We start from the raw sequence: 25,564 nt of genomic DNA on the forward strand, positions 1-25,564 counted from the left end.
CCCGCGAGCCGATCAGCCGAAAATCGCCATCCCCGGATAGCGCGCCATGTCGCCCAGTTCTTCCTCGATGCGGATGAGCTGGTTGTATTTGGCGAGCCGGTCCGAGCGCGCGAGGCTGCCGGTCTTGATCTGGCCGCAGTTGGTCGCGACCGCGAGGTCGGCGATCGTCGAATCCTCGGTCTCGCCCGAACGGTGCGACATGACGGCGGTGTAGCGCGCGCGGTGCGCCATATCGACCGCGTCGAGCGTTTCCGACAGCGTGCCGATCTGGTTGACCTTGACGAGCAGCGAGTTGGCGAGGCCGGTCTTGATGCCGTCCTCCAAACGCAGCGGATTGGTGACGAACAGGTCGTCGCCGACGAGCTGGCACTTGTCGCCGATCAGGTCGGTCAGCGCCTTCCAGCCGGTGAAATCATCCTCGCTCATCCCGTCCTCGATCGACTTGATCGGGTAATCCTTGACGAGCGCGGCGAGATAGTCGGCCATCTGTTCGGGGCTCAGCGACAGGCTCTCGCCGCTGATCTCGTACTTGCCGCCCTTGAAGAATTCGGTCGCGGCACAGTCGAGCGCAAGCACGACGTCGCTGCCGAGCTTGAAGCCCGCCTGCTCGACCGAGGCGGCGATGAAATCGAGCGCGTCGCGCGTCGAGGCGAGGTTCGGCGCAAAGCCGCCCTCGTCGCCGACCGAGGTCGACAGCCCCTTCTGCGCGAGGCCCTTCTTCAGCGTGTGGAAAATCTCGCTACCCCAGCGCACCGCGTCGGCGATGCTGCCAGCGCCGACGGGCATGATCATGAATTCCTGCACGTCGATCGGATTGTCGGCATGTTCGCCGCCGTTGATGATGTTCATCATCGGCACCGGCAAGGTGCGCGCCGAGACACCGCCGACATAGCGGTAGAGCGGCAGCCCGCGCGCGTCCGCTGCTGCTTTTGCAGCGGCAAGGCTGACGCCGAGGATCGCATTGGCGCCGAGACGACCCTTGTTCGGCGTGCCGTCGAGGTCGATCATCGCCATGTCGAGCTCGCGCTGATCCTCGGCATCGAGGCCGATCAGCGCCTCGGCGATCTCGCCGTTCACCGCCGCGACCGCCTTGGTCACGCCCTTGCCAAGATAGCGCGCCTTGTCGCCATCGCGGAGCTCGACCGCCTCGTGCGCGCCGGTCGAGGCGCCCGAGGGTACCGCGGCGCGGCCGAAGCTGCCGTCCTCGAGCAGCACATCGACTTCGACGGTGGGATTGCCCCGGCTGTCGAGGATTTCGCGGCCGTGGATGTCGATGATGGCGGTCATGGGAACTGTCCTGCTGAAGCCCGTGCGGCGGGGTATTGGAGAAAGCGCCCGCCTGTTATCGGCGCCGTGCCGCCAGCGCAACCACCGCATATGAATTTTGACGAGCTATGGAACCATTGGCCGCGCCTTGCTATATATCTGGACATGACCAAAGGGCTCACGACCGGCACTCCCCTGACGGCACGAGGCTCGATAAAAGAAGAGGATAGTGCCCCATGGCCAAAGCCGCCACTCCCACCGCCAAGAAAGCCACGCCCAAAGCGCCCGCGAAAGCCGCCGCAACCAAGGCCGCGCCCGCGCGCAAGCCCGCCGCCGCAAAGGCGACGGCCAAGGATCATCCGATCCGCGACCAGCTCGCGGCGACGCGCGATACGATCCGGTCGGAAGCGTCGAAAAAGGCCGCGTCGCTGAAGGAAGAGGCGACGACGCTGAAGAATCAGGCGTCGGCCAGGGCGCGCGACGCCGCGACCAAAGGCAAGGACAAGGCCGCCGAAGCCGTCGGCAGCCTCGCCAAGATGCTTGAGGACAGCGCCGGCACCGTCGACAGCAAATTCGGCAAGCAATATGGCGACTATGCCCGCTCGGCCGCGTCGACCGTCGCCGGCCTCGCCACGACGCTCGACAAGAAGGATCTCGACGAGCTCGCCGCCTCGACCAAGGATATGGTCAAGAAGAACCCGGCGGTCGCCGTCGGAGCCGCGGCGGTGATCGGCTTCGTGCTTGCGCGGATGCTCAAGGGCGGTTCGAACGACTGACAGCCGCTTGCCGTCCTCCGACCCCAACCTCCCGCCCGCTTCCGGGCCGCGCAGCTTCGACGGCGTCAGCCACGGCTATGCGCCCGACGGACGTCCGGTCGCGCCGCCGCCGGTGCCGCTAGAGAAGATCGTCGATGACGTCATCGACAATCTCTCGGCGACCGCGAAAGCCGAACTGGCGCTGCTCGAAGCGCGCAGCGAGCTGGCGCTGCACGGCGCAAGCTGGACCGCGGCGTGGGGCGCGATCGCGGCCTCGGCGCTAGGCATCGCGATGCTCGCGCTCGCGTTCGGGGCGATCCTGGTGCTCGCCCCGCATATCGGCCCGCTGCTGGCGACGCTGATCGTCGTCGGCGTGCTGCTCGCCATCGCCGCCTTTGCGGGATGGCGCGCGCAGCGCAGCTATGGCGACATCCGCACCGCGCTGCGGCGCGACCTGACCAGCGAAAGGGGCGACGACTGATGCCGGGAACGCGCAACCGCCTGATCAACGCCGCGCGCCGTTCGATGCTTCAGCGCGCCGAACTGCACCGGCGGCTCGACGTCGCCAAGGCGGCGTTCAAGCCGGGAGCGCTCGTCGATCGCGGCAAATATCGCCTCGGCGAGAAGGTCGACGATGCCGCGCATATCGTGCGGCAGGAGTTTCGCGACAATCGCCTGCCGATCGCGCTTGCCGCGGTGGCGGGCGTGGCGTGGCTGTTTCGCGAACCGATCAAGGACCATGTGCCGAAGCTGGCGCAAAAGGCGCAGGATCTGGCGGACGCCGTCCTGGACAAATTCCGGCCCGATGCGGCCGAGCCATATCTGGAGGAAGATGATGAAGCCGCTGAGTGAAACCGCCAACGACGCCCGCGCGAAAGCGAGTGAACTTGCGGAGAAAACCGCCGAAAATGCGCGCGCGACCGCCGAAGCGGCGAAGGCGCGCATCCAGGACGGCTATGGCCGCGCCCGCGCCGCGACGAGCGAGCTTGCCGCGAAAGCAGGCGAACAGGCCGATGCCGCGCGCGAAGCCGCAGGCGAGGCTTATGCAAAGGGCAAGGCGCAGGCAAAACGCGCGAACAGCAAGCTCAAAAGCGCGGCCGAGAAACAGCCGCTGGCGCTTGTCGCGGGGGCCGTCGCGATCGGCGCGCTGCTCGGTTCGCTGCTGCCGAAATCGGTTCGCAGGGATCGCGCCGACGACGAGGAATGAGCCGACTTGCCGTAGCGGCAAAGCGCTGGTAGGGGCGCGCATCCTCCCCTCCCCAGCGCTAACCCGCAAGGAAAGCTAGCCATGAGCAAATTGCACCTCGTGTTCGGCGGACGCGTCAGCGATCCGCAGGGCCTCGATTTCGTCGACCTGAATGCGCTCGACGTCGTCGGCCTGTTCCCCGATTACAAATCCGCCGAAAAGGCGTGGCGTAGCGCAGCCCAGCGCACGGTCGACGATGCCGAAATGAAATATGTCGTCGTCCACCTGCACAAGCTGTTGCAGCCGGACGCGGAGTAATCCGCAGGGCCGCCGCGATAGTTCCCGTCATTGCGAGCGCAGCGAAGCAATCTCCAGCTATCAGCCTTGCGCAAGGCCGATAGCTGGAGATTGCCGCGTCGCCTTCGGCTCCTCGCAATGACGGCTAATTAGAACTCAGCGGAAATTGTCGGCGTAGGCCTGAATCTTCAGCGTCCGGACCGGCGTCGGCGCGATCTCGACATCGATCCCGTTCTTCTCGGCATAGGCGACCGCTTCGTCGCGGGTCGCGAAGCCCAGCCGAAGCTGGCGCCGCGTGTCACCGCTGCCCGCCCAACCCATCAGCGGATCGGCCTTGCGCGCCTCGGCGGGCGCATATTCCAGCATCCAGCGCTGCGTGCCGGCACGGCCCGACTGCATCGCATTCTTGGGTTTCTGGAAGATACGCGCTTTCATCGACACTCGTCCTGACAGGGTGACTCTGCAGCCGCCTTAGCGCCAAGCGGGCGGCACGAAAAGAGGCCTATTGCCCATCGCGCCGCGCCTGCGCCGCCTTGGTCAGCAAAGTCGGCCGCGCGGACGCCGGGTCGTCGGGCCAGCTATGCCTGGGGTAGCGCCCACGCATCTCCTTCGCGACCTCGGACCAGCTTCCGGTCCAGAAGCTGGCGATGTCGCGGCTCGTCTGGATCGGGCGGTGCGCGGGCGAGGTCAGCGCGAGGACGAGCGGCACCGGCGGATCGCCGATCGCCGGATGGCGCGCGAGGCCGAACATCTCCTGCACCCGCACGCTGACCGTCGGGCCGCCGTCGGCGCCATAGTCGATCGCATGGCGACTGCCTGCAGGGGTTACATAATCGGCGGGGGCGAGCTTTTCGAGCAATTGCCGCGCGGGCCAGTCGAGCAGGCCGGACAGCGCGTCGGCAAGCCGCTGGTCGCCGATATCGCGCAGCCCGCGCGTCTTGTCGAGCAAGGGCGCGAGCCAGATGTCGAGGCTGTCGGCGAGCGCGGGCGCCGATAGCGCATCGAGCCCCGCAAAGGACGCGCGCTGGCGCAGCGCCTGCGACACCGGCCCCCAACCGATCAGCCCGAGCCCCTTTTCGCGCACCGCCGCGAGGCGTACCGCGACATCATCCTCGGCGCCTTCGGCCCGCCCCGCCTGCCCGCTCGACAGCGCGATCGCACCAAGCCGCCGCTCGCGGCGATGGTCGACGCGGTCGCTGTCCGCATCGTAGCGGCTCGCCGAGCGGCTGACGATCTGATCGGCGAAAATCGCCTCGACCTCGGCGAGCGTGATCGGTGCCGCGCCGAGGATGCGCACGCCCGCCGCGTGCCCCTGCGCGTCGGCGATGGCGAGCCATTCGCTGTTCGCCAGCGGATCGAGCGGATCGAGCTTGTAGGCGCGGCCGCCCGCGCTCAGATAGTCGCCGCGCTGGCCTGCGCGCTGGCGCGCGACGCGATCGGGCCACGCCGTCGCGATCCAGCCGCCGACCGACCGCTCGCCGAGCGCCCCCGCGTCCGCCGCCAGCCTTTCGCCAAGCCCGGCCAGCCGCCGCGCGAGCCGCCACGCCCCTTCGGCGCGGTCGCCCTTCATACCGCGCCAGCGCGAAAGCCGCGCCTCGACATCGACCCCGCGTCCGCCGAGCCCCGGCTCGGTGAGCAGCACCGCGAGCTTCGCGGCCCTATCGGCCTCCCCCGCGCGCGCCGCGTCGAGCAGCATGTGCGCGAGCGGCACCGGCAGTGGAATTGCGGCGAGCGCCTTGCCGTGCGCGGTGATCCGTCCGTCGTAGCCGAGCGCGCCGATTGCCTGGAGCCGCGCCTTGGCTTCGGCGATCGCGGCCGGCGACGGCGGGTCGAGCCAGCCCAGTTGGCGCGGATCGACGATCCCCCAACTCGCGCAGTCGAGCACGACGGGCATCAGGTCGTTTTCGTGAATTTCAGGCGGGTCGAAGGGCGGCATTCCCGCCGTCGCGGCCGCTTCCCACAAACGATAGGCGACCCCCGGCCCCTGCCGCGCCGCGCGGCCCGCGCGCTGGGTCGCCGACGCCTGGCTCGCGCGCTCGGTGACGAGCCGCGCGATGCCGGCAGCCTTGTCGAAGCGCGGACGCCGCGACAGCCCCGCATCGATCACGATCCGCACCCCCTCGATGGTCAAACTCGTCTCGGCGATGCTGGTGGCGAGGATCAGCTTGCGCCCGCCGTCGGGATCGCGAACGAGTGCGCGCCGTTGCGCCGCCGGATCGATCTGGCCGTGCAGCCGGTGGACGACGAGCGGTAGCCCCGCCGCCTCGACCGCCGCCGCGGCGCGCTCGATGTCAGCGGCGCCAGGCAGAAAGGCGAGCATGTCACCCTCCCCTTCATCGGCCATCGCCTGCCGCACCGCCATGAGCACGCTCGCTTCCAGTCGATCCTCGGCGCGGCGGCTCACATGGCGCAGGTCGAGCGGCCAGCTCTTGCCTTCGCTCCTCACCACCGGTGCATCGCCGAGCAGCGCCGCGAAGCGGGCGCCGTCGAGCGTTGCCGACATCGCGACAAGACGGAGGTCGTCGCGCAGCCCCTGCTGCGCGTCGATGGCGAGCGCGAGCGCGAAATCGCCGTCGAGGCTGCGTTCGTGCACCTCGTCGAACAATACGGCGGAAACGCCTTGCAACTCGGGGTCGGCGAGGATGCGGTTGCGAAACAGCCCCGGCGTCATCACCAGCAGCCGCGTCGCCGCCGACTGCTTGCTGTCGAGCCGCGTGGCATAGCCGACGCGCCCACCGACAGTCTCGCCCATCTCCTCGGCGATCCGCTCGGCCGCCGCGCGCGCCGCGAGCCGACGCGGCGACAGCAACCACACCGCGCCCTTGCACCACGGTTGATCGAGCAACGCGGGCGCGACCCGCGTCGTCTTGCCCGCCCCCGGCGGCGCGACGACGACCGCGTTAGGCTTCAGCAGCAGCGCCGCCATGATGTCGGGCAGCACCGCATCGATCGGCAGCGCCTGCCTCATGGTGTCAGTAAGCGCGGGCGACCGCGAAGGCGACGGCTTCGGTCAGCGCGTTCTTCGCCTGGCTTGCGCGAAAACCGCCGATCGCATCGACCGCGCGCTGGCCGTAATGGCGCGCCCGCGCCAGCGTGTCGGCGATCGTGTCGTGCTTCAACAGCAGGCTCTTGGCATGGGCAAGGTCGGCATCCGACGTGCGGTGCCCGACGATCGCCTGTTTCCAGAACTCGCGCTCCTCGGCGCTGCCGCGCGCATAGGCGAGGATCACGGGCAGCGTCACCTTGCCGTCGCGGAAGTCGTCACCGACCCCCTTCCCCATCGTTTCCGCGTCGGAGACATAGTCGATCGCGTCGTCGACGAGCTGGAAAGCGATGCCGAGGTTGCGGCCATAGGCGTCGAGCGCGGCTTCGGTCGCGTCGTCGCGCTCGGCAACGACCGCGGCGATCTTGCATGCGGCGGCGAACAGTTCGGCGGTCTTGGCGTTGATGATCGCGAGATACTGGTCCTCGCTCGTCTCGATCCGGCGCTGCGCCGAAAGCTGGTTGACCTCGCCCTCCGCGATCACCGCCGAGGCGCGCGAGAGGATCTTCAGCACCTTCAGCGACCCGTCTTCGACCATCACCTCGAAAGCGCGGCTGAACAGGAAATCGCCGACCAGCACCGAGGCGCTGTTGCCCCAGATGATGTTCGCGGTCTTGCGGCCGCGGCGCAGGTCCGACCCGTCGACGACATCGTCGTGAAGCAGGGTTGCGGTGTGGATGAACTCGACCGCGGCGGCGAGCTTGCAATGGCGATGCCCCGGATAATCGAGCAACTTGCCGCAGGCGAGCGTCAGCATCGGCCGCATCCGCTTGCCGCCGCCCGCGATCAGGTGGCCCGCCAGCTCGGGAATCAGCGGAACTTCGGACTGCATCCGGTCGAGAATGACCGCATTCACTTCGTTCATGTCGGCGGCGACGAGCGCCATCATCGGGTCGAGCGAGGGCGGCCGGTCGCCGTGGAGCTGGTGGATGTCCGCAGTCATGACAAGCGCCGCATTGGCCGCGCGCCTGCAAATTTGCAACGACTTTCGGCTTGCCTTGCTCCCCCGCCCGGTGCCAAGCGTGCCGGGCATAAGAGGAGCCGCGCATGGACGATCAACTCAGCCGTTACCGCCAGAGCATCGACAATATCGACGCGGCGCTCGTCTATATGCTGGCGGAGCGGTTCAAGGTGACCAAGGCGGTCGGCGAGCTCAAGGCGCGGATCGACCTGCCCCCCGCCGACCCGGACCGCGAGGCGCGACAGGTCGAGCGGATGCGCAGCCTGGCGCGCGATGCCGATCTCGATCCCGATTTCACCGAAAAATTCCTGCGCTTCATCATCGACGAAGTGATCCGTCACCACGAACAGGCCAAGCGGGAGAGCGAGGCATGACCCATCCGATCTTCGCCAAATGGCCGGCCGAGCACCCCGACCGGCTCCAGCTTTTCGGCGCGCCGACCCCCAACGGGGTCAAGGTCAGCATCATGCTCGAAGAAACCGGCCTGCCCTATGAGGCGCACCGCGTCGACATCATGGCGAACGAAAGCCACGACCCCGCTTTCCTGTCGCTCAACCCGAACGGCAAGATTCCGGCGATCTACGACCCCGACGGCCCCGGCGGCAAACCGCTCGCGCTGTTCGAATCGGGCGCGATCCTGATCTATCTTGCGGACAAGACGGGGCGGTTCCTTCCCGAGGACGCCGGCCGCCGGTACGAAGCGATCCAGTGGCTGATGTGGCAGATGGGCGGCGCCGGGCCGATCTTCGGTCAACTCGGCTTCTTCCACAAATTCGTTGGCCGCGACTATGAGGACAAGCGCCCTCGCGATCGCTACGCGGCGGAATCGGCGCGGCTGCTCGGCGTTCTCGATGGCCGGCTGGCGGAGCGGACGTGGATCATGGACGAAGATTACAGCATCGCCGACATCTCGCTGCTCGGCTGGGTGCGCAACCTGATTACCTTCTACGACGCGGCGGAAATCGTCGGGTTCGAGCGGTTCGAGCATGTCCAGGCCTGGCTCGACCGCGGGCTCGCGCGTCCGGCGGTGCAGCGCGGATTGGTCGTCGGAGCGGCCTGAACCGCACATGGTGGATAAGTAGCCGCAGCGTCCGCGTCGGCGCTTGCTCGCGACAACCGGCTCCTTCACCATTGGGGCGGGGCGCGATGATCATGCTCCGCGGACCAGGAGGATGACATGCTGCGCCGATCCGGTCTCGTGACGACATTGTTGGCGAGCCTGACGATCGCCCCGGCGGTCGTGACGGCCGGAGCAGAAGCCAAGCCGACAGCGGCAGCGCCAGCGGGCGTCTGGCAACCTCCGTCCGGTCTTCGCCAGATACCGATCTGGCCCAGCGAAAGACCCGATGGCACCGATGCATCGCAGCCCGCGGAGAGCGCGGTGACCGCGGATCGCCCCGTCGCGGGACGCCCATGGACTTTCATCCTCAATGTCTCCGTCCCGACGATGACCGTGTTTCCCGCCAAGGGCCGGAACAGCGGCGTATCGATGATCGTCTTTCCCGGCGGCGGGTTTCAGGGGCTCGCCATCGATCTGGAGGGAACCGAGATATGCGATTGGATGACGGCGAAGGGCATCACCTGCATACTCCTGAAATACCGCGTCCCAAAAAGCGCCCATCATTGGGACAAGGGTTGCAAATGCCATATCACCCCCGACGTTCCGCGCGCGCTTCAGGATGCCCAGCGAACGATCCGGCTCGTTCGCAGCCAGGCCAAGGCCTTGATGGTCGATCCGGCCAAGATCGGCGTGATCGGCATGTCGGCGGGCGGATACCTCGTCGCGCAGACCAGCAACCTGTTCGATCCGGTCTATAAACCCGTCGACGACGCCGACAGGCTGAGCAGTCGTCCCGATTTCGCGATCGCGCTTTATCCCGGCCACCTCTGCCGCACCGGCGCGACGCTCGACCCCGATCTGCACGTCACCAAACAGACCTCGCCGACTTTTCTGCTGCAGGCGTGGAACGACCCGGTCGACGATATATGCAACAGCACGCTCTATGCGCGCGCGCTCGACGACGCCGGCGTGTCTGCCGAGGTTCATCTGTTCGCCAAAGGCGGCCACGCGTTCGGCCTGAGGCCGAACGAACACGGCATCACCCGCTGGCCGGAACTGGTGGAAAATTGGCTGAAGGAAATGGCGTTTCTTTAGGGTCAGGACCCTAAGCCCATCGGTCGTCGTCGACGTGGTCGACGCGGCTAGAGCCGGTCCATCCGCAGCCAGCGCGCATCCCCCAGCCAGGCCTTCGACAGGGCTCTGTCGGCCGCCGCGGCTTCCAGCTTATTCCCTTGCCTGGCCTCGCTGCGACTTAGGCCATACAACGCCCAGCCGTTGTTCGGCGTCTGCGCCAACGCGCCGCGAAACGCCGCGCTGGCATCGGCATAGCGCCCCGCCTCGAACAGCGCCGCCCCCAGCGACTGCCGGACCGGATAATACCAGTAAGCGGGTTCCTGATAGGGAATCCGTCCCTCGATCTCGATCGCCTGCCGATAGAAGGCGATCGCCTCGTCATGGCGACGCTCGGTCGCGGCGAAGCGGCCACGCGCAACCAGCTCGGCGAGTTTCACCAGATCATCGGCCGGAACGCCCTGCTCGATCATGCCCTTCATGGCGTCCGATGTTCTGAGCCGCGCCATCGCCGCCAGCTCGGCCTCGAAGCCGGCTCGATCGCGGAGGCGGGCATAAGCGATGCTGCGGGCATAATGGCGCATCGCGGTGGGGTAAGCGAGGCGCGCATCGGGCGCCGCCATCGCCAATATGGCTTTCGGTTCGGCAAATTGCGCCATTGCCAGATAAGGCGCCGCGTCGATCGACTGGATCCACGCGATCCGTTCCGACATCGCGGGGTCGAGCACCGTGCCGAGCCGCTGCGCCTCGCGGATTGCGGTGGGCATGTCGCCCGCCATCTGCGCCGACGTCACGATGAAGTGGATATTGTGCGGATAATAGCCGTAGCGGACGAGACCATGATCGCCGGCGCTGCGAATGAAGGCTTCGTCAGCGCGCGCCGCCGCGACGTTCACGCGGATCGAATCGGCGTGGCGCCCGCGCAGTTGATAGATATGCCCCGGCATGTGCACGAGATGCGCCGCGCTCGGCGCACGCGGGTTCGCCAGCCGGTCCGCAGCGGCCTCGGCACGCTGCGGATCGCTCGCTTCCATCAGGTGTATATAGAGATGGTTTGCCTGAACATGCGCGGGATTGCGGCCCAGCACCGTTTCGATCAGCCGCACCGCTTCGCCGCTGCGGGCCACCGGCGTTTTCTTGTCGCTCTCCCAATAATTCCACGGACTCGTGTCCATCGCGGCCTCGGCGGCGAGCACCGCGACATCGTCGTCACCCGGAAAGCGGCGCGCGACATCCAGCATCGCGTCGGCATAGGCCATGTCCAGCGCCGCGCGATCCGCGCCCGGATCGCGCGAATAGCGATGCGCGACGGCTTCGATCAGCGCCCGTTCCATGGGAGACGCCCCGTCGCGCCGCGCCATCGCCCGGTCCATCGCGTCGAGCGCCGCCGCATGGTCGCGGTCGTCCATCGGCGCGTTGATGTTCGGGCCGAGAGCGACCGCCTCGCCCCACCAGCACATCGCGCATTCCGGGTCGAGCCGCTGCGCCTCGCGGAACGAGCGCACCGCGCCCGCGTGGTTGAAGCCATAGGTCAGGAGAAGCCCCTGGCTGAAATAGCGCCGCGCCTGCGGATCGCGGGTCGAAACGGGAAACGGCGATGCGGCGAGATCAGCGAAAAGCGGAATCGGCCCCGCCTCGCTTGCCGGCGCCGCGAACGCCGAGGCGATCAGAAGTTCGCGAGCCAGAGTCGATCCCGCCTTTTCCGCTCCGCAGAACAGAGTGGCAAGGCGGCTGGGATCGAGGGCATCGAGAGCGGCGGCCGAAAAAACCGGCAAGGGCGTATAGCTTGAAAGCGAAAACCCGATCCCGAAGATCGCGGCAATCTTGAGAGGCCCGTGCATCAGTATCCCTTCCCCCAAAGGTGAACTACAAACGGCTTCGGGAAACTAACATGAGGAACGGTTTATCCAAAGCGCGATAGACGGATGTCTGAAGTCGGCGGAAGTCGATCTATTATCTTTCATCGTCACCCCGGACTTGATCCGGGGTCCATTCGCACAGCGCTAAGAAAATGGATTCCGGATCAAGTCCGAAATGACGAAGGTCTATTAACGACTGGAAGGTGACGTTCTTCGCCCTATAACTTCGTCATTCCCGCGAAAGCGGGAACCCAGAGAGGGGTCAGCCGACGCACGCTCTGGGTTCCCGCTTTCGCGGGAATGACGAAAGTTGGGAAGGTGCCGCTCCCCGCCCCAAACCCGCCTACCCCGCCGGCAGCCTGAGCCGCACGAGCAGCCCACCCAGATCCTCGCTTTCCTCCAGCGCGATGCTACCGCCGTAAATCTCCGCCACATCGCGGACGATCGCGAGCCCCAGCCCGGTTCCCGGCTTGCCGCTGTCGAGCCGCACGCCGCGGTCGATCACCCGCTCGCGATCGGCGGGCGAGATACCCGCGCCATCGTCCTCGACCAATATCTCGGCCATATTGCCGTCCCGCTGGATCGTGACGAAGACGCTGCCACCGCCATATTTGGCGGCGTTTTCCAGCAGATTTCCGATCAGCTCGTCCAGATCCTGCCGCTCCAGCCGCGCGACAAGCGTCCGGTCGCCCGCCGCGTCGAGACGGACATTGGGGTAGAGCAGCCCGACCGCGCGCGAGACGCTGTCGACGCTCTCGCGCACATTGGCGCGCGCCTGCGCCGCGCCGCGGCGGCCGACCGCGCGCGCGCGCGCGAGGTGATGCTCGACCTGCCGCTGCATCGTCGCCGCCTCGCGCCGCACCGTGTTCGCGAGGTCGCTGTCGGAGCCGGTCGCGCTGTTCACCAGCACGGTCAGCGGCGTCTTGAGCGCATGGGCGAGATTGCCCGCATGCAGCCGCGCTTCCTCGGCCTGTTTCTCATTATGCGCGAGCAGCGCGTTGAGTTCGTCGACCATCGGCTGCACCTCGAGCGGCAGCGGCGCGGTTACGCGGCGGTTCTGCCCGCCGCGCATCGCCGCGATCGCGCGGCGGATATGGCGCAGCGGCAGAAGGCCGTAGAAAGTCTGAAGCGCCGCGAGGATGATCAACCCGAGGCCGAGCAGCGCCAGGCTGGGGATCAGCGTCGCGCGCACCGCGCGGACCTGAAGGTCGAGCGCGTCGCGCGACTGGGCGATCTGAAAGCGCCAGTTGGTCTTGCTGCCCGGCAGGATGACGTTGCGTTCGAGGACGCGCAGTTCCTCGTCGGGAAACTGATTGCTGTTATAGGTGTGGAGCGCCGTATCGATATGCTCGCGCGGCGGCCGCAGCGTGCGCTCCCACAAGGAACGCGAGCGATAGGGTTCCTGCCCCGCGCCGCTGATCTGCCAATACAGACCGCTATAGGGCTCGAGGAAGCGCTGGTCGCCGAGCGGCTCGATCAGCCGCACCTCGCCGTCGGGACCGATTTCGGACGAGCGGATCATCGCGATCAGCACATATTCGAGGCTCGAATCGAAATTGCGCGTGATCGCCCCGGTCAGCACCCGGTCGAGCGCGAAGCCGCCGCCGATCAGCAGCACCGAAATCCAGATCGCCGCGATCGCGATCATGCGCCGCGCGAGGCTGCCGGTGACGCGGCTGATCAGCGCCGCGGGCCGCGGCGGCGTTTCGGTCACGGCGGCCGGGGCGGCGTCCGCCACGCGCGGATCAGCCCTGCGGATCGTCGAGCTGGTAGCCGAGACCGCGGATCGTGGTGATGATGTCGGCGCCCAGCTTCTTGCGGATGCGCGTCACGAACACCTCGATCGTGTTCGAATCGCGGTCGAAATCCTGGTCGTAGATATGCTCGATCAGCTCGGTCCGCGACACGACCTTGCCCTTGTGATGGAGCAGGTAGGACAGCAGCTTATATTCCTGCGCGGTGAGCTTGACCGGCTCGCCGTCGAGCGTCACGCGGCCCGAGCGCGTGTCGAGGCGGACCTTGCCCGCGATCAGCTCGCTCGACGCATTGCCCGAGGCGCGGCGGATCAGCGCGCGCAGGCGGGCGATCAGTTCCTCGGTCTGGAACGGCTTCGCCAGATAATCGTCGGCCCCCGCGTCGAGCCCCGCCACCTTGTCCGACCAGCTGTCGCGCGCGGTCAGGACGAGAACGGGGAAGTTTCGCTTCTCGCGCCGCCAGCGGTCGAGCACCGTCAGCCCGTCGATCTCGGGAAGCCCGAGGTCGAGGATCGCCGCGTCGTAATTTTCGGTCGAGCCGAGGAAATGGCCGTCCTCGCCGTCGGTCGCGAGGTCGACGGCATAGCCGGCGCCTTCCAGCGTGGCCTTGAGCTGCGGGCCCAGCGTGGGCTCGTCCTCGACAATCAAAATCCGCATTCAGGCGCCTTTCCTTTGCGCGCCGACATTCCGGCGGCCGTGTCACGACTGTGTATCAAGTCCGAACGATCATCGCAAAATGTCGTTGCGGTTCTCGTTCGGCAATGGGGAGTCAGGGGGGTCAGGGTTTGCGGCCGACGATCCGGCCGGTGCGGGCGTCGACATAGACGATGACGACCTGCGAGCCGTCCATGAATTTGAGCGCATAGATCATCCGGCTGGAGTCGAACTGCGGCCCGCCGAGATAGGTCATGCCGTTGTAGGGCGGCCGCGCCTTCACTTCCGCCACCAGCCGGTTGAGCGGAATGACCTGCCCCTGCGCCGCGGCGTCGCGCATATTGTCCTGATCGCGCTCGACGCGCGCCGACGCGGGCGAAGCGGCAAGGAGCAGGACGGAAGCGAGCGAGAGGAACAGGGTGCGGATCATGGCCCGTGCTTCTAATGCGAACGCATTGAATAAGCGATGAATGAAGCGGTCAGCCGATATTCGGCCTCTGCGCCGCGCCGGTCGGGTCGGGGGAATGGTGGGCGCGACAGGGATTGAACCTGTGACCCCACCCGTGTGAAGGGTGTGCTCTACCGCTGAGCTACGCGCCCATTCCATGCCGACCGAAAAGCCGACGGCTTCCGAAAGCCGGCCGTCCATAGCCGCTCGCGCGGGTAATGCAACGCCCATTCGACATCGATCGTCCGGGATCGCCCGGAATCAAATCGGGCCGCGGCTTGCGCCACGGCCCGAAAAGATGTCACCCAAAGGTGCGGTCAACTTAGTTGACGGCATCCTTGAGGGCCTTGCCGGCCTTGAACTTCGGCTGGTTCGACGCCGCAATGGTCATCGTTTCGCCGGTGCGCGGGTTGCGGCCGGTCGACGCCTTGCGCTTGCTGACCGCGAAGGTGCCGAAGCCGACGAGACGGACTTCGCCGCCCTTCTTGAGCGCGCCGGTGATCGAATCGAACACGGCTTCGACCGCCTTGCTCGCATCGCCCTTGGTGAGGCCGCTCGAGTCAGCGACGGCGGCGATCAGGTCTTGTTTGTTCATGCCTAAGGAACCCCTGTGAGTGGTTGGTTGATCGAATGATTCATGGCCCGAAGCCATGGCGCGCCACTAACGATGTTTCGGACCGGCTTGTCAAAGCAAAAAACGCAGAAAACCGCTCCAAAACGCCGATTTTACGGCGAATCAGGACGAATGGAGGGTGATCAGCCGGCCGATCAGTGGCGAATCGCGCTTTCGGGGTCGCCGCCGGGCGCATGCGGGGGCGACGCGGCAAGCTCGTCGGCCTCGGTCCATTCGATCGGCTCGACCGGCGAAACCAGCGCTTCGGCCAGCACCTGGTCGACATGGTTCACCGGAATGATCTTGAGCTTTTCGGTGATGTTCGCCGGAATCTCGACCAGATCCTTTTCATTTTCCTCGGGAATGAGCACGGTCGTGATGCCGCCGCGCAGCGCCGCGAGCAATTTCTCCTTGAGCCCGCCGATCGCGAGCACGCGGCCGCGCAGCGTGACTTCGCCGGTCATCGCGACATCCTTGCGCACCGCGATCCCGGTGAGGGTCGAGACCATTGCGGTGACCATGCCGACACCCGCCGACGGGCCATCCTTCGGCACCGCGCCTTCGGGCAGGTGGATATGGATATCCTTGCGCGCGAACAGGCTGGGCTTGATGCCATAGGCCGGCGCGCGCGCCTTCACGAACGACAGCGCCGCCTGCACCGACTCGGTCATCACCTCGCCGAGCTTGCCGGTGGTGCGGACCTGTCCCTTGCCCGCGACGGTGACCGCCTCGATCGTCAGCAGTTCGCCGCCGACTTCGGTCCAGGCAAGGCCGGTGACCGCGCCGACCTGATCCTCGCGATCCGACACGCCGTGGCGGAATTTCCGTACGCCCGCGAATTCGGACAGGTTTTCCGGCGTGACGACGACGCTCTCCGCCTTGCCTTCGAGAATCTTGCGCAGCGCCTTGCGCGCCAGCCGCGCGATCTCGCGCTCGAGCGTGCGGACGCCCGCCTCGCGTGTGTAATAGCGGATGAGGTCGCGCAGCCCTTCGTCGGTCAGCTCGAACTCATGCGGCTTCAGCCCGTGCGCCTCGACCTGCTTGGCGATCAGGTGACGCTTGGCGATCTCGACCTTCTCATCCTCGGTATAGCCTTCGAGGCGGATGATCTCCATGCGGTCAAGCAAAGGCTGCGGCAGGTTCAGCGAATTCGCCGTGGTGACGAACATGATGTCGCTGAGATCGACATCGATCTCCAGATAATGGTCCTGGAACTTCGCATTCTGTTCGGGGTCGAGCACTTCGAGCAGCGCCGACGCCGGATCGCCGCGGAAATCCTGGCCCAGCTTGTCGATCTCGTCGAGCAGGAACAGCGGGTTCATCGTGCCGGCCTTTTTCAGGTTGGTCACGATCTTGCCCGGCAGCGAGCCAATGTAAGTGCGGCGGTGGCCGCGAATCTCGGCCTCGTCGCGCACGCCGCCCAGCGACTGGCGCACGAATTCGCGGCCAGTGGCTTTCGCGATGCTGCGTCCGAGCGAGGTCTTGCCGACGCCCGGAGGGCCGACGAGGCACAGGATCGGGCCTTTGAGCTTGTTGGTGCGCGCCTGCACCGCCAGATATTCGACGATCCGGTCCTTGACCTTTTCGAGCGCATAATGGTCGTCGTCGAGGACGGCCTGCGCCTTGGCGATATCCTTCTTGAGCTTCGACTTCTTGCCCCACGGCAGGCCGATCAGCGTGTCGAGATAGTTGCGCACCACCGTCGCCTCGGCCGACATCGGCGCCATCGCGCGCAGCTTCTTGAGTTCGGCATTCGCCTTGGCCTTGGCCTCCTTCGACATTTTGAGGCCGTCGATCTTGAGCTGCAACTCGCCAAGGTCGTCGCCGCCCTCGCCGCTGTCGTTGCCGAGTTCGCGCTGGATCGCCTTCAACTGCTCGTTGAGATAATATTCGCGCTGGCTTTTCTCCATCTGCCGCTTCACGCGACCGCGGATCTTCTTCTCGACCTGCAGCACGCCGAGTTCGCCCTCCATGAAGGCGAAGACCATTTCGAGCCGCTTCGCGGGCGCGTCTTCGACGAGCAAGGCCTGCTTGTCGGACACCTTGATGTTGAGATTGCCCGCGACCGAGTCGGCGAGGCGCGAGGCGTCGTCGATCTGCGAGAGCTGCACCGCGGTTTCGGCGGGCATCTTCTTGTTGAGCTTGGCATAGCTTTCAAACTGGTCGACGACCGAGCGCATCAGCGCGGCGGTGTCGACGCTGTCGTCGATCGCGTCGGCGACCGGCTTGACGCTCGCCATCACCGCCTTGCCGTCATCTTCCAGCGTCAGCAGCTCCGCGCGCTCCTTGCCCTCGACGAGCACGCGAACCGTGCCGTCGGGCAGCTTCAGAAGCTGCAACACGGTGGCGATCACACCGGTGTCGTAAAGATCGTCGCGCTGCGGGTCGTCCTCGCCGGGATCGAGCTGGGCGACGAGGAAGATTTCCTTGTCGGATTCCATCGCGGCTTCAAGCGCGGCGACCGAACGGTCGCGGCCGACGAAAAGCGGCACGATCATGTGCGGGAAAACGACGATATCGCGCAGCGGCAGCAGGGGAAAAGATTGCGTCATTACGGCTCCTGAGCGAGCCCCGGCTTCGGCGGCTCCGCCCTTCTTATAGGGTGTTCATCGCTAATATGGCGTAACTTGCCGCGCATTCAATGACGGTGGGGTGAACGGGTAAGGCTCGCTCTCCCGTCTCAATCCGTCAAAACGGCAGCTTGAACCCCGGCGGCAGCGGCAGGCCGCTCGTCATCTTGCCCATTTCCTCGTTGCTCACCGCATCGGCCTTTTCGCGCGCATCGTTGAACGCGGCGGCGAGCAGGTCTTCGAGCATCTGCTTGTCCGACGGGACGATCAGGCTGTCGTCGATATGGATCGCCTTGATGCGTCCCTTGGCGGTCGCGACGATCCTGACGAGGCCTCCGCCCGAAACACCCTCGACCTCGAGGGTGTCGAGCTTCGTCTGCGCCTCCTGCATCTGCGCCTGCACCGTGGCGGCGGCTTCCTGCGCCGCCTTCATCATTTCTTCGATCGATTTCATGGATTGGACCTATGATGGTTGTTGTCGTCTTCGACAAGCCTCGCGTCAGGAAAAGCCGCCAGAGCGGCCTTCACGACCGGCAGTTCGCGGATGCGTGCGTCATTATCGGCCAGTTTCGCGGCCTTCATCTGCCCCAGGCTCGGGCGGGCGTCGCCTTCGCCGGGGCGAACCTGCCAACGGCTCCCCGTCTGGGTCAGCAGCGCTTCGCCGAGCTTGCGCGCGAAATCGCCGTCGAGCGCGGGCGCTGCGGCATAGACAATCAAGCCGGGTTCGAGCTCGACAAGCTGGAGATGATCGTAAACCTGCAGCGCAAGCTGATGATTGCCAGTGCTTTCGAGGAGCTGGTGAATCTGGGCGATGGTCAGCGACGCGGGCGCTTCGCTGTGAAGCGTCGCCGGGGCTTCGGCAACCGGTTCGGCCGCCGCGTGCTCCGTCCCGCCCGGCGCCGGCGGCGCGGAAAGCGGCATCGTCGGCACGCCGCCCTTTTCGAGCAGCTTCGCCAATTCGCCCGGATCGGGCAGCGAGGCCGCATAAATCACGCGGAGCAGCAGCATTTCGAGATGTTCGAGCGGATTGTTCGCGCGCAACACCTCGTCATGCCCCTTGAGCAGCAATTGCCAGAGGCGGTTCAGCGGCGCGAAGCCCAGCTTCTTCGCCCAGTCGCCGATCCGCTCGCGATCGGCTTCGGCCAGCGCGGGGTCGTCGTGGCGCGAAACCTTGGCGAGCGTGACCGCGTGGGTCAGGTCCATCAGCCCGCGCACCATCGCGACCGGTTCGATCCCCAGCGCATATTGCGCGCGCGCGAGGTCGATCGCGCCGCCGCTGTCGCCTTCCAATATCGCCGCCATCAACTGCGCGATCGACGAGCGGTCGGACAGGCCGAGCATCGCGCGCACCTGTTCGGCGCCGATCCTGCCGCCGCCATCGAGGTCGGCATGGGCAATCGCCTGATCGAGGATCGACAGGCCGTCGCGCACCGATCCTTCGGCGGCGCTCGCGATCAGCCAGACCGCGGGCGCCTCGGCCTCGACGCCTTCCTTTTGCAGAATGGCGCTGAAATGCGCGAACAGCATGTCGGGGGTGATGCGGCGAAGGTCGAAGCGCTGGCAGCGCGACAGCACCGTCACCGGCACCTTGTTGACTTCGGTGGTCGCGAACAGGAATTTGACGTGCGGCGGCGGCTCTTCGAGCGTTTTCAGCAACGCATTGAAGGCGTTACGCGACAACATGTGCACTTCGTCGATGATGTAGATCTTGTAGCGCGCCGACACCGCCGCATAGCGCACCGCCTCGATGATCTCGCGCACGTCGTCGACGCCGGTGTTCGACGCGGCGTCCATCTCGATCACGTCGATATGACGGCCTTCGGTGATCGCGCGGCACGGCTCACAGACGCCGCACGGGTCAATCGTCGGCCCGCCCTGCCCGTCGGGGCCGATGCAGTTCAGTGCCTTGGCGATCAGCCGCGCGGTCGAGGTCTTGCCCACCCCGCGCACCCCGGTCATCAGGAAGGCGTGCGCCAGCCGATCGCGCGCGATGGCGTTGCCCAGCGTCTTGACCATCGCATCCTGGCCGATCAGCTCGGCAAAGGTCTGCGGGCGGTATTTGCGGGCAAGGACGCGGTACGGCCCGCTCGATGCGGGCGCCGGAGTCTCCGGCAAATCCATCCCCAGCATCGGGGTATCGTCGTCGGCGGAATCGCTCATGGGGTCCGTCTTAGGGGGGCCAGGGACGCTTGTCGAAGGGGAATACGAACACCCATCCCACCCGCCGTCATTGCGAGCGAAGCGAAGCAATCCAGAGTGTGCGTAAACCGCTCTGGATTGCTTCGCTTCGCTCGCAATGACGGATAAGGATGCAAGAGAGACAGCGGCGATCGAGCGCGGGTCGATGATTCAGCAATGTCGCAAGGGGTGGGAGCCGGAACGACCCGCAGCGAATTCGTTGCGGCTGCTTCCTTCCGGACCTGACCGGGTTGGCGAAGACTGCGTCCGCCCGACTCCCGCGGCGCATATGGCGGCGGCGGCGCGGAAATGCAAGCCGCGCGGTCAGTCGAACGGATTCTCCACGAAAGCGCGGGCCACATCGGCAAGGATCGCGTCCGCGGCATCGCCGTTCACCGTCGGACGGTCGAGATAGGCGGCGATCATATATTGGTTGCCGTCGGGCGCCTCGACGAAGGCGACGTCGTTATAGGCGGTGCCGCATGATCCGGTCTTGTCCCCGGCAATCCACGCCGGCGGCAGCCCGGCGCGAAGGCGCGCGCGGCCGGTCCCGCTGCCGATCAGCCAGCCGCGCAGCGTCCGCCGGTCATCGGCGGTCAAATGGTCGCCATAGACGAGCATCGCGCCGCTTTTCGCCATCGCCGCGGGGCTGGTGGTGTCGCGCGAATCGCCGGGCACATTCTCGTTGAGTTCGGGCTCGGTTCGGTCGAGCCGCGTCACCGCATCGCCCATCGCGCGCATATGCCGGGTAAAGCTCGCGGGCCCGCCCGTCGCCTTGAGGATCAGATTGGCCGCGGCATTGTCGCTGATCCTGACGCTATGTTCGGCGGCCGCCCCAAGACTGACTTCGCCCGCCGCGACTTGGGTCTCGCTATAGGGCGAATGCGGCAGCAGATCGGCGCGGGTCAGCGGCAGCGGCGTGCGCAGCGGCAGGCCGCCGCTCTCCGCGCCGCGCAACACCTGCCCCGCGAGAAGCAGCTTGAAGGTCGAGCACATGGCGAAACGTTCGTCGGCGCGGTGGCCGAACAGCAGCCGGCCGGTGGTGTCGGTCACCGCGACGCCCAGACGCCCGCCCGAGCGGCGCTCGATGTCGGTGAGTTGCCTGGCGAGAAGCACCGAATCGCCCGTCGCCTCACGCACTGGAGCGGAGGCGGCGGAACAGGCTGCCAGGCTAAACAGCGCGGCGACGGCAATGGCCGCGCGCATCACCTCGGCCCCTGCATATTGCGGCTCTCGGACGGGATATGGACGGTCAGCCCGTCGAGGTCGCCGGTCAGGACGATCTGGCAAGCAAGCCGACTGGTGCGGCGCACCCCGGCAGCGAGGTCGAGCATATCTTCCTCCTCCTCGCTCGCGGACGGCAAGCGGTCGAAATCCTCTTTGGCGACGATGACGTGGCAGGTCGAACAGGCCATCTGGCCTTCGCACGTCCCTTCGAGCGGCATCATGTGCGCCTGTGCGACATCGAGCAGGACGTCGCCTGCGTTCGCTTCGGCCTCGGTGCGCCCCTTGCCGTCGGCGTGGATGAAGGTGACGCGCACTCAATTCACTCCCTGCAGCCGCGCCGCATCCCTGATCGCGGTCAGCCCGGCGCGCAATTCCGCTTCGCTGGTATAGCGTCCCCAGCCGAGCCGGATCGAGGCGCGGGCGTCGGCCTCGCTCACCCCCATCGCGCGCAGCACATGGCTGACCTTGCCCGATCCACTGCCGCACGCGCTGCCGAGCGAGAAAGCGACATCGCGCGCGTCGGACATCAGACGGAGGCCATTCACCCCTTCGCGCCGGACGTTGAGATTGCCGTGATAGCGCGGCGCCGCGGCGCCGCCCAGCGTCCATTCGGGCAGCATGTCCATCGCCAGCGACCACAGCCGCTCGACATGCGCCGCGTCCGCATCGAAGCGCTCGGCCGCAAGCGCCGCCGCCGCGCCGAACCCGGCGCACAGAGCCGGGGAAACGGTGCCCGACCGCATCCCCTGTTCCTGCGCGCCGCCGAACATCAGCGGTTCGAGGTCGACACCGTCCTTCACCCACAGCGCGCCTATGCCTTTCGGCCCGTGAATCTTGTGCGCTGAAAGCGCGATCAGGTCGGCACCGTCGGGGATGGCAACGCGGCCGTACCCCTGCACCGCGTCGCAGAGCAGCAAGCTGCCCTTCGCGTGCGCGGCGGCGGCGAAAGCGGCGACCGGCTGGATCGTCCCGACCTCGTTGTTCACCAGCATCGCCGCGACGAGGCCATTCTCGGGGATCAGCGCGTCATCGAGGGGCAGCGCGACCCCCGCGCCGTCGACCGGCAGGATCGTCGCGTTCAGCCGCTCGAGGCATTGCAGCGACGCGGCATGTTCGATGCTCAGCCCCGCGACCCCGCCCGGTTTCGCCTCCGCGCCGCGAAACAGCGCCCAGTTGAGCGCCTCGGTCGCGCCCGAAGTGAAGAAGACGCGTCCGCCCCCCGGCAGCAGCGCCGCGACCTGATCGCGCGCGACCTCGACCGCCGCCGCCGCCGCACGGCCCGCCTTGTGCGTGCTCGACGGGTTCGCGAAACCATCGCCCTCGCCCGGCCCCTCGAGCCAGCGTAGCATCGCCTCGCGCGCCTCGGGAGCGAGCGGCGTCGTGGCCTGATAGTCGAGGTAAATCATTCCGCGAAACGATCCTTATTGCGAACGATTCGCAAAAGTTGCAAGTCGAGACCTATTTTCTATATAGACGCGCATCCAGCTCCGCCACCCCGCCGTCCGGCGAATCGGTGACCAGCCCCGAACCAAAGAAGGTGCGCCCATGCCCGACGTTATTTTCCCCGGCCCCGAAGGCCGCATCGAAGGCCGCTTCTCGCCCCCGCCGCGCCCGCGCGCGCCGGTCGCGCTGATCCTGCATCCGCACCCGCAGGGCGGCGGCACGATGAACGACCGCATCACCCAGGCGATGTACAAGAGCTTCGTCGCGCGCGGCTTTGCGGTGCTGCGCTTCAACTTCCGCGGCGTCGGTCGCAGCCAGGGCACCTTCGACAACGGCATCGGCGAACTCAGCGATGCGGCCTCGGCGCTCGACTGGGTGCAGTCGATACACCCCGAGGCGCAGACGACCTGGGTCGCGGGCTTCAGCTTCGGCGCGTGGATCGGGATGCAGCTTCTGATGCGGCGTCCCGAGATCCGCGGCTTCCTGTCGGTCGCGCCGCCCGCGAACATGTACGACTTCAGCTTCCTCGCCCCCTGCCCTTCGTCGGGGATCATCGTCGCGGGCGGACAGGACGAGATCGTTCCGCCCGCCGCGATCCAGAAGCTGGTCGACAAGCTGCGCACGCAGAAGGGGATCACCATCCACCACGACGAAATCCCGCGCGCGAACCATTTCTTCGAGCATGAGCTCGACCAGCTCATGAAGTCGCTCGATAATTATCTGGATATGCGCCTCGCCCCCGATTCGCCGATTCGGTGACGAATCAAACCTGGTCATTGCGAGCGGCCCTTCGGCTGGCCGGCAGGCCGGCCGCTCAGGATAAACTTCGACTTTGTCGAAGCCGCGCGGCAATCCAGAGCAAGCGTAAACCGCCCTGGATTGCTTCGCTCCGCTCGCAATGACGAAGGTTTTTGTCGGATCTATTTCGTCGGCACCAGCCAGATCGCGATATTCGCGAACATCACCAGCGCCGCGACGAACATCAGCAGCGCGCGCTTGCGGTCGCCGGTGCGGAAAATATAGACCGCGCCGCCGGTCAGCGCGACCCCGGCGAGCATCAGCAGGGACATGATGGTGTCGGACATAGGGCGGCTTTATCGCCCGCGTCACAAATTTGCCACCTGGCTTATGGTCAATCCCGGCGGCTTCGCCTAAAGCGCGCTCATCGATTCCCTATCACCCTGCGGGAGCCGCCCCGATGCGCATCGCGATAGCCTCTGACCACGCCGCTTACGAGCTCAAGGCCGTGCTCGCGGCCTGGCTGCGAGACCTCGATCACGAAGTGCTGGACCTCGGTCCAGCGACGGCGGACCGGGTGGATTATCCCGACTTCGGCTACAAGCTCGCCGAGGCCATCGCCGATGGCCGCGCCGAACGCGGTATCGCGCTGTGCGGTTCGGGGATCGGCATTTCAATCGCGATCAACCGCCATCCCGCCGCTCGCTGCGCATTGGTGAGCGACCCCTATTCGGCGGCGCTCTCCCGGGAGCATAATGACGCCAATGTGCTCGCAATGGGCGCGCGGCTGATCGGCGAGGATATGGCAAAGGCCTGCGTCACATCCTTTCTCGTCGGTGATTTTGCCGGCGGCCGCCACGGCCCGCGCGTCGACAAGCTTTCCCACCCGCCCCAACTGGAGACCAGCCGATGACCACCGAAACGCTCGACAAGCCCATCAAATCGGCCGGCTATTTCACCGACGGCGTCGCCGCGACCGACCCCGCCGTCGCCGCCGCGATGAAGCATGAACTCGACCGCGAACAGCATCAGATCGAACTGATCGCGTCGGAGAATATCGTCTCCAAGGCGGTTCTCGAGGCGCAGGGCAGCGTCTTCACCAACAAATATGCCGAAGGCTATCCGGGCAAGCGCTATTATCAGGGTTGCGGCCCGTCGGACGAGGTCGAGACGCTGGCGATCGACCGCGCGAAACAGCTTTTCGACTGCAATTTCGTCAATGTTCAGCCGCACTCGGGCGCGCAGGCGAACGGCGCGGTCATGCTCGCGCTGACCAAACCCGGCGCGACGATCATGGGCATGAGCCTCGATGCGGGCGGCCATCTGACGCACGGCGCGGCGCCCGCGATGTCGGGCAAATGGTATAATGCGGTACAATATGGCGTGCGCGCCGACGATCATCTCGTCGATTTCGACCAGGTCGAGCGCCTTGCGAAGGAGCATCGCCCCTCGCTGATCATCGCGGGCGGCTCGGCCTATCCGCGCACGCTCGACTTCGCGCGCTTCCGTGCCATCGCCGACGACGTCGGCGCGCTGCTGATGGTCGACATGGCGCATTTCGCGGGGCTGGTCGCGGGCGGCGCGCATCCCTCGCCGATGGAACATGCGCATGTCGTCACCACGACGACGCACAAGACGCTGCGGGGCCCGCGCGGCGGCATGATCCTGACCAATGACGAGGCGATCGCGAAACGCATCAACTCGGCGGTCTTCCCCGGCCTCCAGGGCGGCCCGCTGGTCCATGTCATCGCCGCGAAAGCGGTCGCCTTCGGCGAAGCGTTGCGCCCCGAGTTCAAGGCCTATGCCAGGGCGACGATCGCCAATGCGCAGGCGCTCGCGAACCGGCTGAAGGCGCGCGGCGCCGATGTCGTCGCGGGCGGCACCGACACCCATCTTGCGCTGATCGACCTTCGTCCGCTCGGCATCACCGGCCGCGACGCCGACGAAGCGCTCGAACGCAGCGCGATCACCTGCAACAAGAACGGCGTCCCCTTCGATCCGCTGCCGCCGGTCAAGACCAGCGGCATCCGCGTCGGATCGCCCGCGGGCACGACGCGCGGCTTCGGCATTGCCGAGTTCGAGGAGATCGGCGACATGGTCGCGGATGTTCTGGAGGCCTTGCGCGACAAGGGCGAGCATGGCGACGCCGATGTCGAAGCCGACGTTCGCGGCCGCGTCCGCGCGCTGTGCGAGCGCTTCCCCATCTATCAGGGGTAAATGCGATGGCGCGGCAGCACCCCGAAGAGCCGACACTGGTCGAGCTGACGATCGAAGAGGTCAAGGCGATGGGCAAGCAGGGGATCGATCATCCCTCGACGCGCCCTGTCCTGACCGGCGGCGTCATCGGTGCGATCGCGGGCGCGGTGCTGCCGGTCGTCACCTGGCCGGTCGGCCTGTTCGCGGGCGCCGCTATCGCGCTCTATTCGCGGGTGAAACGCTGA

Annotated in this window: 28 protein-coding genes, 1 tRNA gene and 1 other RNA gene; 12 read left to right on the forward strand and 18 right to left on the reverse strand. The window is 66.6% G+C overall.

All coding sequences use genetic code 11. From position 1 onward, the window contains the following. Nucleotides 1–12 precede the first annotated feature (12 nt). Nucleotides 13–1,287, reverse strand: a complete 1,275-nt coding sequence (eno, locus tag NP825_RS08615) for a phosphopyruvate hydratase (protein WP_257550397.1) — start codon at nucleotides 1,285–1,287, stop codon at nucleotides 13–15. Nucleotides 1,288–1,502: 215 nt separating this feature from the next. Here eno and NP825_RS08620 point away from each other — a divergent pair, with 215 nt between their 5' ends. From NP825_RS08620 to NP825_RS08640, 5 genes are all read left to right on the forward strand, one after another. Next, nucleotides 1,503–2,042 carry a hypothetical protein gene (locus NP825_RS08620; RefSeq protein ID WP_257550399.1) on the forward strand — a complete coding sequence of 180 codons (540 nt, stop codon included), beginning with the start codon at nucleotides 1,503–1,505 and terminating at the stop codon, nucleotides 2,040–2,042. 7 nt (nucleotides 2,043–2,049) lie between these two features. After that, complete coding sequence (locus NP825_RS08625; RefSeq protein WP_257550401.1) at nucleotides 2,050–2,502, forward strand: phage holin family protein; 453 nt, start codon at nucleotides 2,050–2,052, stop codon at nucleotides 2,500–2,502. Continuing rightward, nucleotides 2,502–2,873 carry a hypothetical protein gene (locus tag NP825_RS08630; protein ID WP_257550403.1) on the forward strand — a complete coding sequence of 124 codons (372 nt, stop codon included), beginning with the start codon at nucleotides 2,502–2,504 and terminating at the stop codon, nucleotides 2,871–2,873. Before NP825_RS08625 ends, NP825_RS08630 begins: the two co-directional genes overlap by 1 nt. Continuing rightward, complete coding sequence (locus NP825_RS08635; RefSeq protein ID WP_257550405.1) at nucleotides 2,857–3,228, forward strand: hypothetical protein; 372 nt, start codon at nucleotides 2,857–2,859, stop codon at nucleotides 3,226–3,228. Before NP825_RS08630 ends, NP825_RS08635 begins: the two co-directional genes overlap by 17 nt. Before the next feature lie 81 nt (nucleotides 3,229–3,309). Beyond that, nucleotides 3,310–3,525, forward strand: a complete 216-nt coding sequence (locus NP825_RS08640) for a DUF4170 domain-containing protein (RefSeq protein WP_106000506.1) — start codon at nucleotides 3,310–3,312, stop codon at nucleotides 3,523–3,525. A 135-nt stretch (nucleotides 3,526–3,660) separates the two neighbouring features. Here NP825_RS08640 and NP825_RS08645 read toward each other — a convergent pair whose 3' ends face one another. The 3 genes from NP825_RS08645 to NP825_RS08655 form a co-directional block, all read right to left on the reverse strand. Then, nucleotides 3,661–3,939 carry an ETC complex I subunit gene (locus NP825_RS08645; RefSeq protein WP_257550411.1) on the reverse strand — a complete coding sequence of 93 codons (279 nt, stop codon included), beginning with the start codon at nucleotides 3,937–3,939 and terminating at the stop codon, nucleotides 3,661–3,663. Between the two features lie 67 nt (nucleotides 3,940–4,006). Beyond that, nucleotides 4,007–6,472, reverse strand: a complete 2,466-nt coding sequence (hrpB, locus tag NP825_RS08650; protein ID WP_257550413.1) for an ATP-dependent helicase HrpB — start codon at nucleotides 6,470–6,472, stop codon at nucleotides 4,007–4,009. Nucleotides 6,473–6,476: 4 nt separating this feature from the next. Beyond that, nucleotides 6,477–7,490: a polyprenyl synthetase family protein gene (locus NP825_RS08655; RefSeq protein ID WP_257550415.1), complete on the reverse strand. Its 1,014-nt coding sequence runs from the start codon at nucleotides 7,488–7,490 to the stop codon at nucleotides 6,477–6,479. Between the two features lie 104 nt (nucleotides 7,491–7,594). Here NP825_RS08655 and NP825_RS08660 point away from each other — a divergent pair, with 104 nt between their 5' ends. The 3 genes from NP825_RS08660 to NP825_RS08670 all read left to right on the forward strand — a co-directional run bounded on the left by NP825_RS08660 (nucleotide 7,595) and on the right by NP825_RS08670 (nucleotide 9,663). Continuing rightward, complete coding sequence (locus NP825_RS08660) at nucleotides 7,595–7,882, forward strand: chorismate mutase (protein ID WP_257550417.1); 288 nt, start codon at nucleotides 7,595–7,597, stop codon at nucleotides 7,880–7,882. Continuing rightward, entirely contained in the window at nucleotides 7,879–8,568 is a 690-nt protein-coding gene (locus NP825_RS08665) for a glutathione S-transferase N-terminal domain-containing protein (protein ID WP_257550419.1), read from the forward strand. Before NP825_RS08660 ends, NP825_RS08665 begins: the two co-directional genes overlap by 4 nt. Nucleotides 8,569–8,685: 117 nt before the next feature. After that, entirely contained in the window at nucleotides 8,686–9,663 is a 978-nt protein-coding gene (locus tag NP825_RS08670; protein ID WP_257550421.1) for an alpha/beta hydrolase, read from the forward strand. 47 nt (nucleotides 9,664–9,710) lie between these two features. Here NP825_RS08670 and NP825_RS08675 read toward each other — a convergent pair whose 3' ends face one another. The 13 genes from NP825_RS08675 to NP825_RS08735 form a co-directional block, all read right to left on the reverse strand. Beyond that, complete coding sequence (locus NP825_RS08675) at nucleotides 9,711–11,480, reverse strand: hypothetical protein (RefSeq protein WP_257550423.1); 1,770 nt, start codon at nucleotides 11,478–11,480, stop codon at nucleotides 9,711–9,713. Nucleotides 11,481–11,841: 361 nt separating this feature from the next. Beyond that, nucleotides 11,842–13,146, reverse strand: a complete 1,305-nt coding sequence (locus tag NP825_RS08680; RefSeq protein ID WP_257551353.1) for a HAMP domain-containing sensor histidine kinase — start codon at nucleotides 13,144–13,146, stop codon at nucleotides 11,842–11,844. Nucleotides 13,147–13,243: 97 nt separating this feature from the next. Continuing rightward, complete coding sequence (locus tag NP825_RS08685) at nucleotides 13,244–13,909, reverse strand: response regulator transcription factor (protein WP_106000501.1); 666 nt, start codon at nucleotides 13,907–13,909, stop codon at nucleotides 13,244–13,246. A gap of 121 nt (nucleotides 13,910–14,030) precedes the next feature. After that, nucleotides 14,031–14,336 (reverse strand): hypothetical protein, encoded by a 306-nt coding sequence (locus tag NP825_RS08690; RefSeq protein ID WP_257550428.1) that lies wholly within the window; start codon nucleotides 14,334–14,336, stop codon nucleotides 14,031–14,033. Between the two features lie 95 nt (nucleotides 14,337–14,431). Next, nucleotides 14,432–14,506: transfer RNA gene (locus NP825_RS08695), tRNA-Val, on the reverse strand. A 170-nt stretch (nucleotides 14,507–14,676) separates the two neighbouring features. Next, nucleotides 14,677–14,949: an HU family DNA-binding protein gene (locus NP825_RS08700; protein WP_003044445.1), complete on the reverse strand. Its 273-nt coding sequence runs from the start codon at nucleotides 14,947–14,949 to the stop codon at nucleotides 14,677–14,679. A gap of 173 nt (nucleotides 14,950–15,122) precedes the next feature. Beyond that, nucleotides 15,123–17,519, reverse strand: coding sequence for an endopeptidase La (gene lon / locus NP825_RS08705; protein ID WP_257550441.1), 2,397 nt, complete (start codon nucleotides 17,517–17,519; stop codon nucleotides 15,123–15,125). A gap of 136 nt (nucleotides 17,520–17,655) precedes the next feature. Continuing rightward, on the reverse strand, nucleotides 17,656–17,991 hold the full coding sequence (locus NP825_RS08710; RefSeq protein WP_257550443.1) for a YbaB/EbfC family nucleoid-associated protein: 336 nt from the start codon (nucleotides 17,989–17,991) through the stop codon (nucleotides 17,656–17,658). Further along, on the reverse strand, nucleotides 17,988–19,697 hold the full coding sequence (locus NP825_RS08715; protein WP_257550445.1) for a DNA polymerase III subunit gamma/tau: 1,710 nt from the start codon (nucleotides 19,695–19,697) through the stop codon (nucleotides 17,988–17,990). Before NP825_RS08715 ends, NP825_RS08710 begins: the two co-directional genes overlap by 4 nt. 203 nt (nucleotides 19,698–19,900) lie before the next feature. Next, nucleotides 19,901–19,998, reverse strand: an RNA gene (gene ffs, locus NP825_RS08720) — signal recognition particle sRNA small type. A 41-nt stretch (nucleotides 19,999–20,039) separates the two neighbouring features. After that, nucleotides 20,040–20,921 carry a class A beta-lactamase gene (gene bla / locus NP825_RS08725; RefSeq protein WP_257550448.1) on the reverse strand — a complete coding sequence of 294 codons (882 nt, stop codon included), beginning with the start codon at nucleotides 20,919–20,921 and terminating at the stop codon, nucleotides 20,040–20,042. Then, complete coding sequence (locus tag NP825_RS08730; protein WP_257550450.1) at nucleotides 20,921–21,256, reverse strand: 2Fe-2S iron-sulfur cluster-binding protein; 336 nt, start codon at nucleotides 21,254–21,256, stop codon at nucleotides 20,921–20,923. The genes bla and NP825_RS08730 overlap by 1 nt, the downstream gene beginning before the upstream one ends. Continuing rightward, nucleotides 21,257–22,348 (reverse strand): cysteine desulfurase family protein, encoded by a 1,092-nt coding sequence (locus NP825_RS08735; RefSeq protein ID WP_257550452.1) that lies wholly within the window; start codon nucleotides 22,346–22,348, stop codon nucleotides 21,257–21,259. 139 nt (nucleotides 22,349–22,487) lie between these two features. Between NP825_RS08735 and NP825_RS08740 the strand changes: the two genes are divergently transcribed. Next, entirely contained in the window at nucleotides 22,488–23,144 is a 657-nt protein-coding gene (locus NP825_RS08740; protein ID WP_058453864.1) for an alpha/beta hydrolase, read from the forward strand. A 161-nt stretch (nucleotides 23,145–23,305) separates the two neighbouring features. On the opposite strand, the gene NP825_RS08745 is transcribed toward NP825_RS08740, so the two are convergent. After that, on the reverse strand, nucleotides 23,306–23,470 hold the full coding sequence (locus NP825_RS08745) for a hypothetical protein (protein WP_257550459.1): 165 nt from the start codon (nucleotides 23,468–23,470) through the stop codon (nucleotides 23,306–23,308). 113 nt (nucleotides 23,471–23,583) lie between these two features. Here NP825_RS08745 and rpiB point away from each other — a divergent pair, with 113 nt between their 5' ends. From rpiB to NP825_RS08760, 3 genes are read left to right on the forward strand one after another with little or no spacing between them, the layout of a single operon-like run. Continuing rightward, nucleotides 23,584–24,036, forward strand: a complete 453-nt coding sequence (rpiB, locus tag NP825_RS08750; RefSeq protein WP_257550461.1) for a ribose 5-phosphate isomerase B — start codon at nucleotides 23,584–23,586, stop codon at nucleotides 24,034–24,036. Then, the gene (glyA, locus tag NP825_RS08755; RefSeq protein ID WP_257550463.1) at nucleotides 24,033–25,340 is read left to right on the forward strand and encodes a serine hydroxymethyltransferase; all 1,308 of its coding nucleotides are present in this window, start codon (nucleotides 24,033–24,035) and stop codon (nucleotides 25,338–25,340) included. Before rpiB ends, glyA begins: the two co-directional genes overlap by 4 nt. 5 nt (nucleotides 25,341–25,345) lie before the next feature. Beyond that, nucleotides 25,346–25,564: a hypothetical protein gene (locus tag NP825_RS08760; protein ID WP_257550465.1), complete on the forward strand. Its 219-nt coding sequence runs from the start codon at nucleotides 25,346–25,348 to the stop codon at nucleotides 25,562–25,564.

Origin of the sequence: Sphingopyxis sp. DBS4 (genome assembly GCF_024628865.1) — a bacterium.
GTDB lineage: Bacteria > Pseudomonadota > Alphaproteobacteria > Sphingomonadales > Sphingomonadaceae > Sphingopyxis.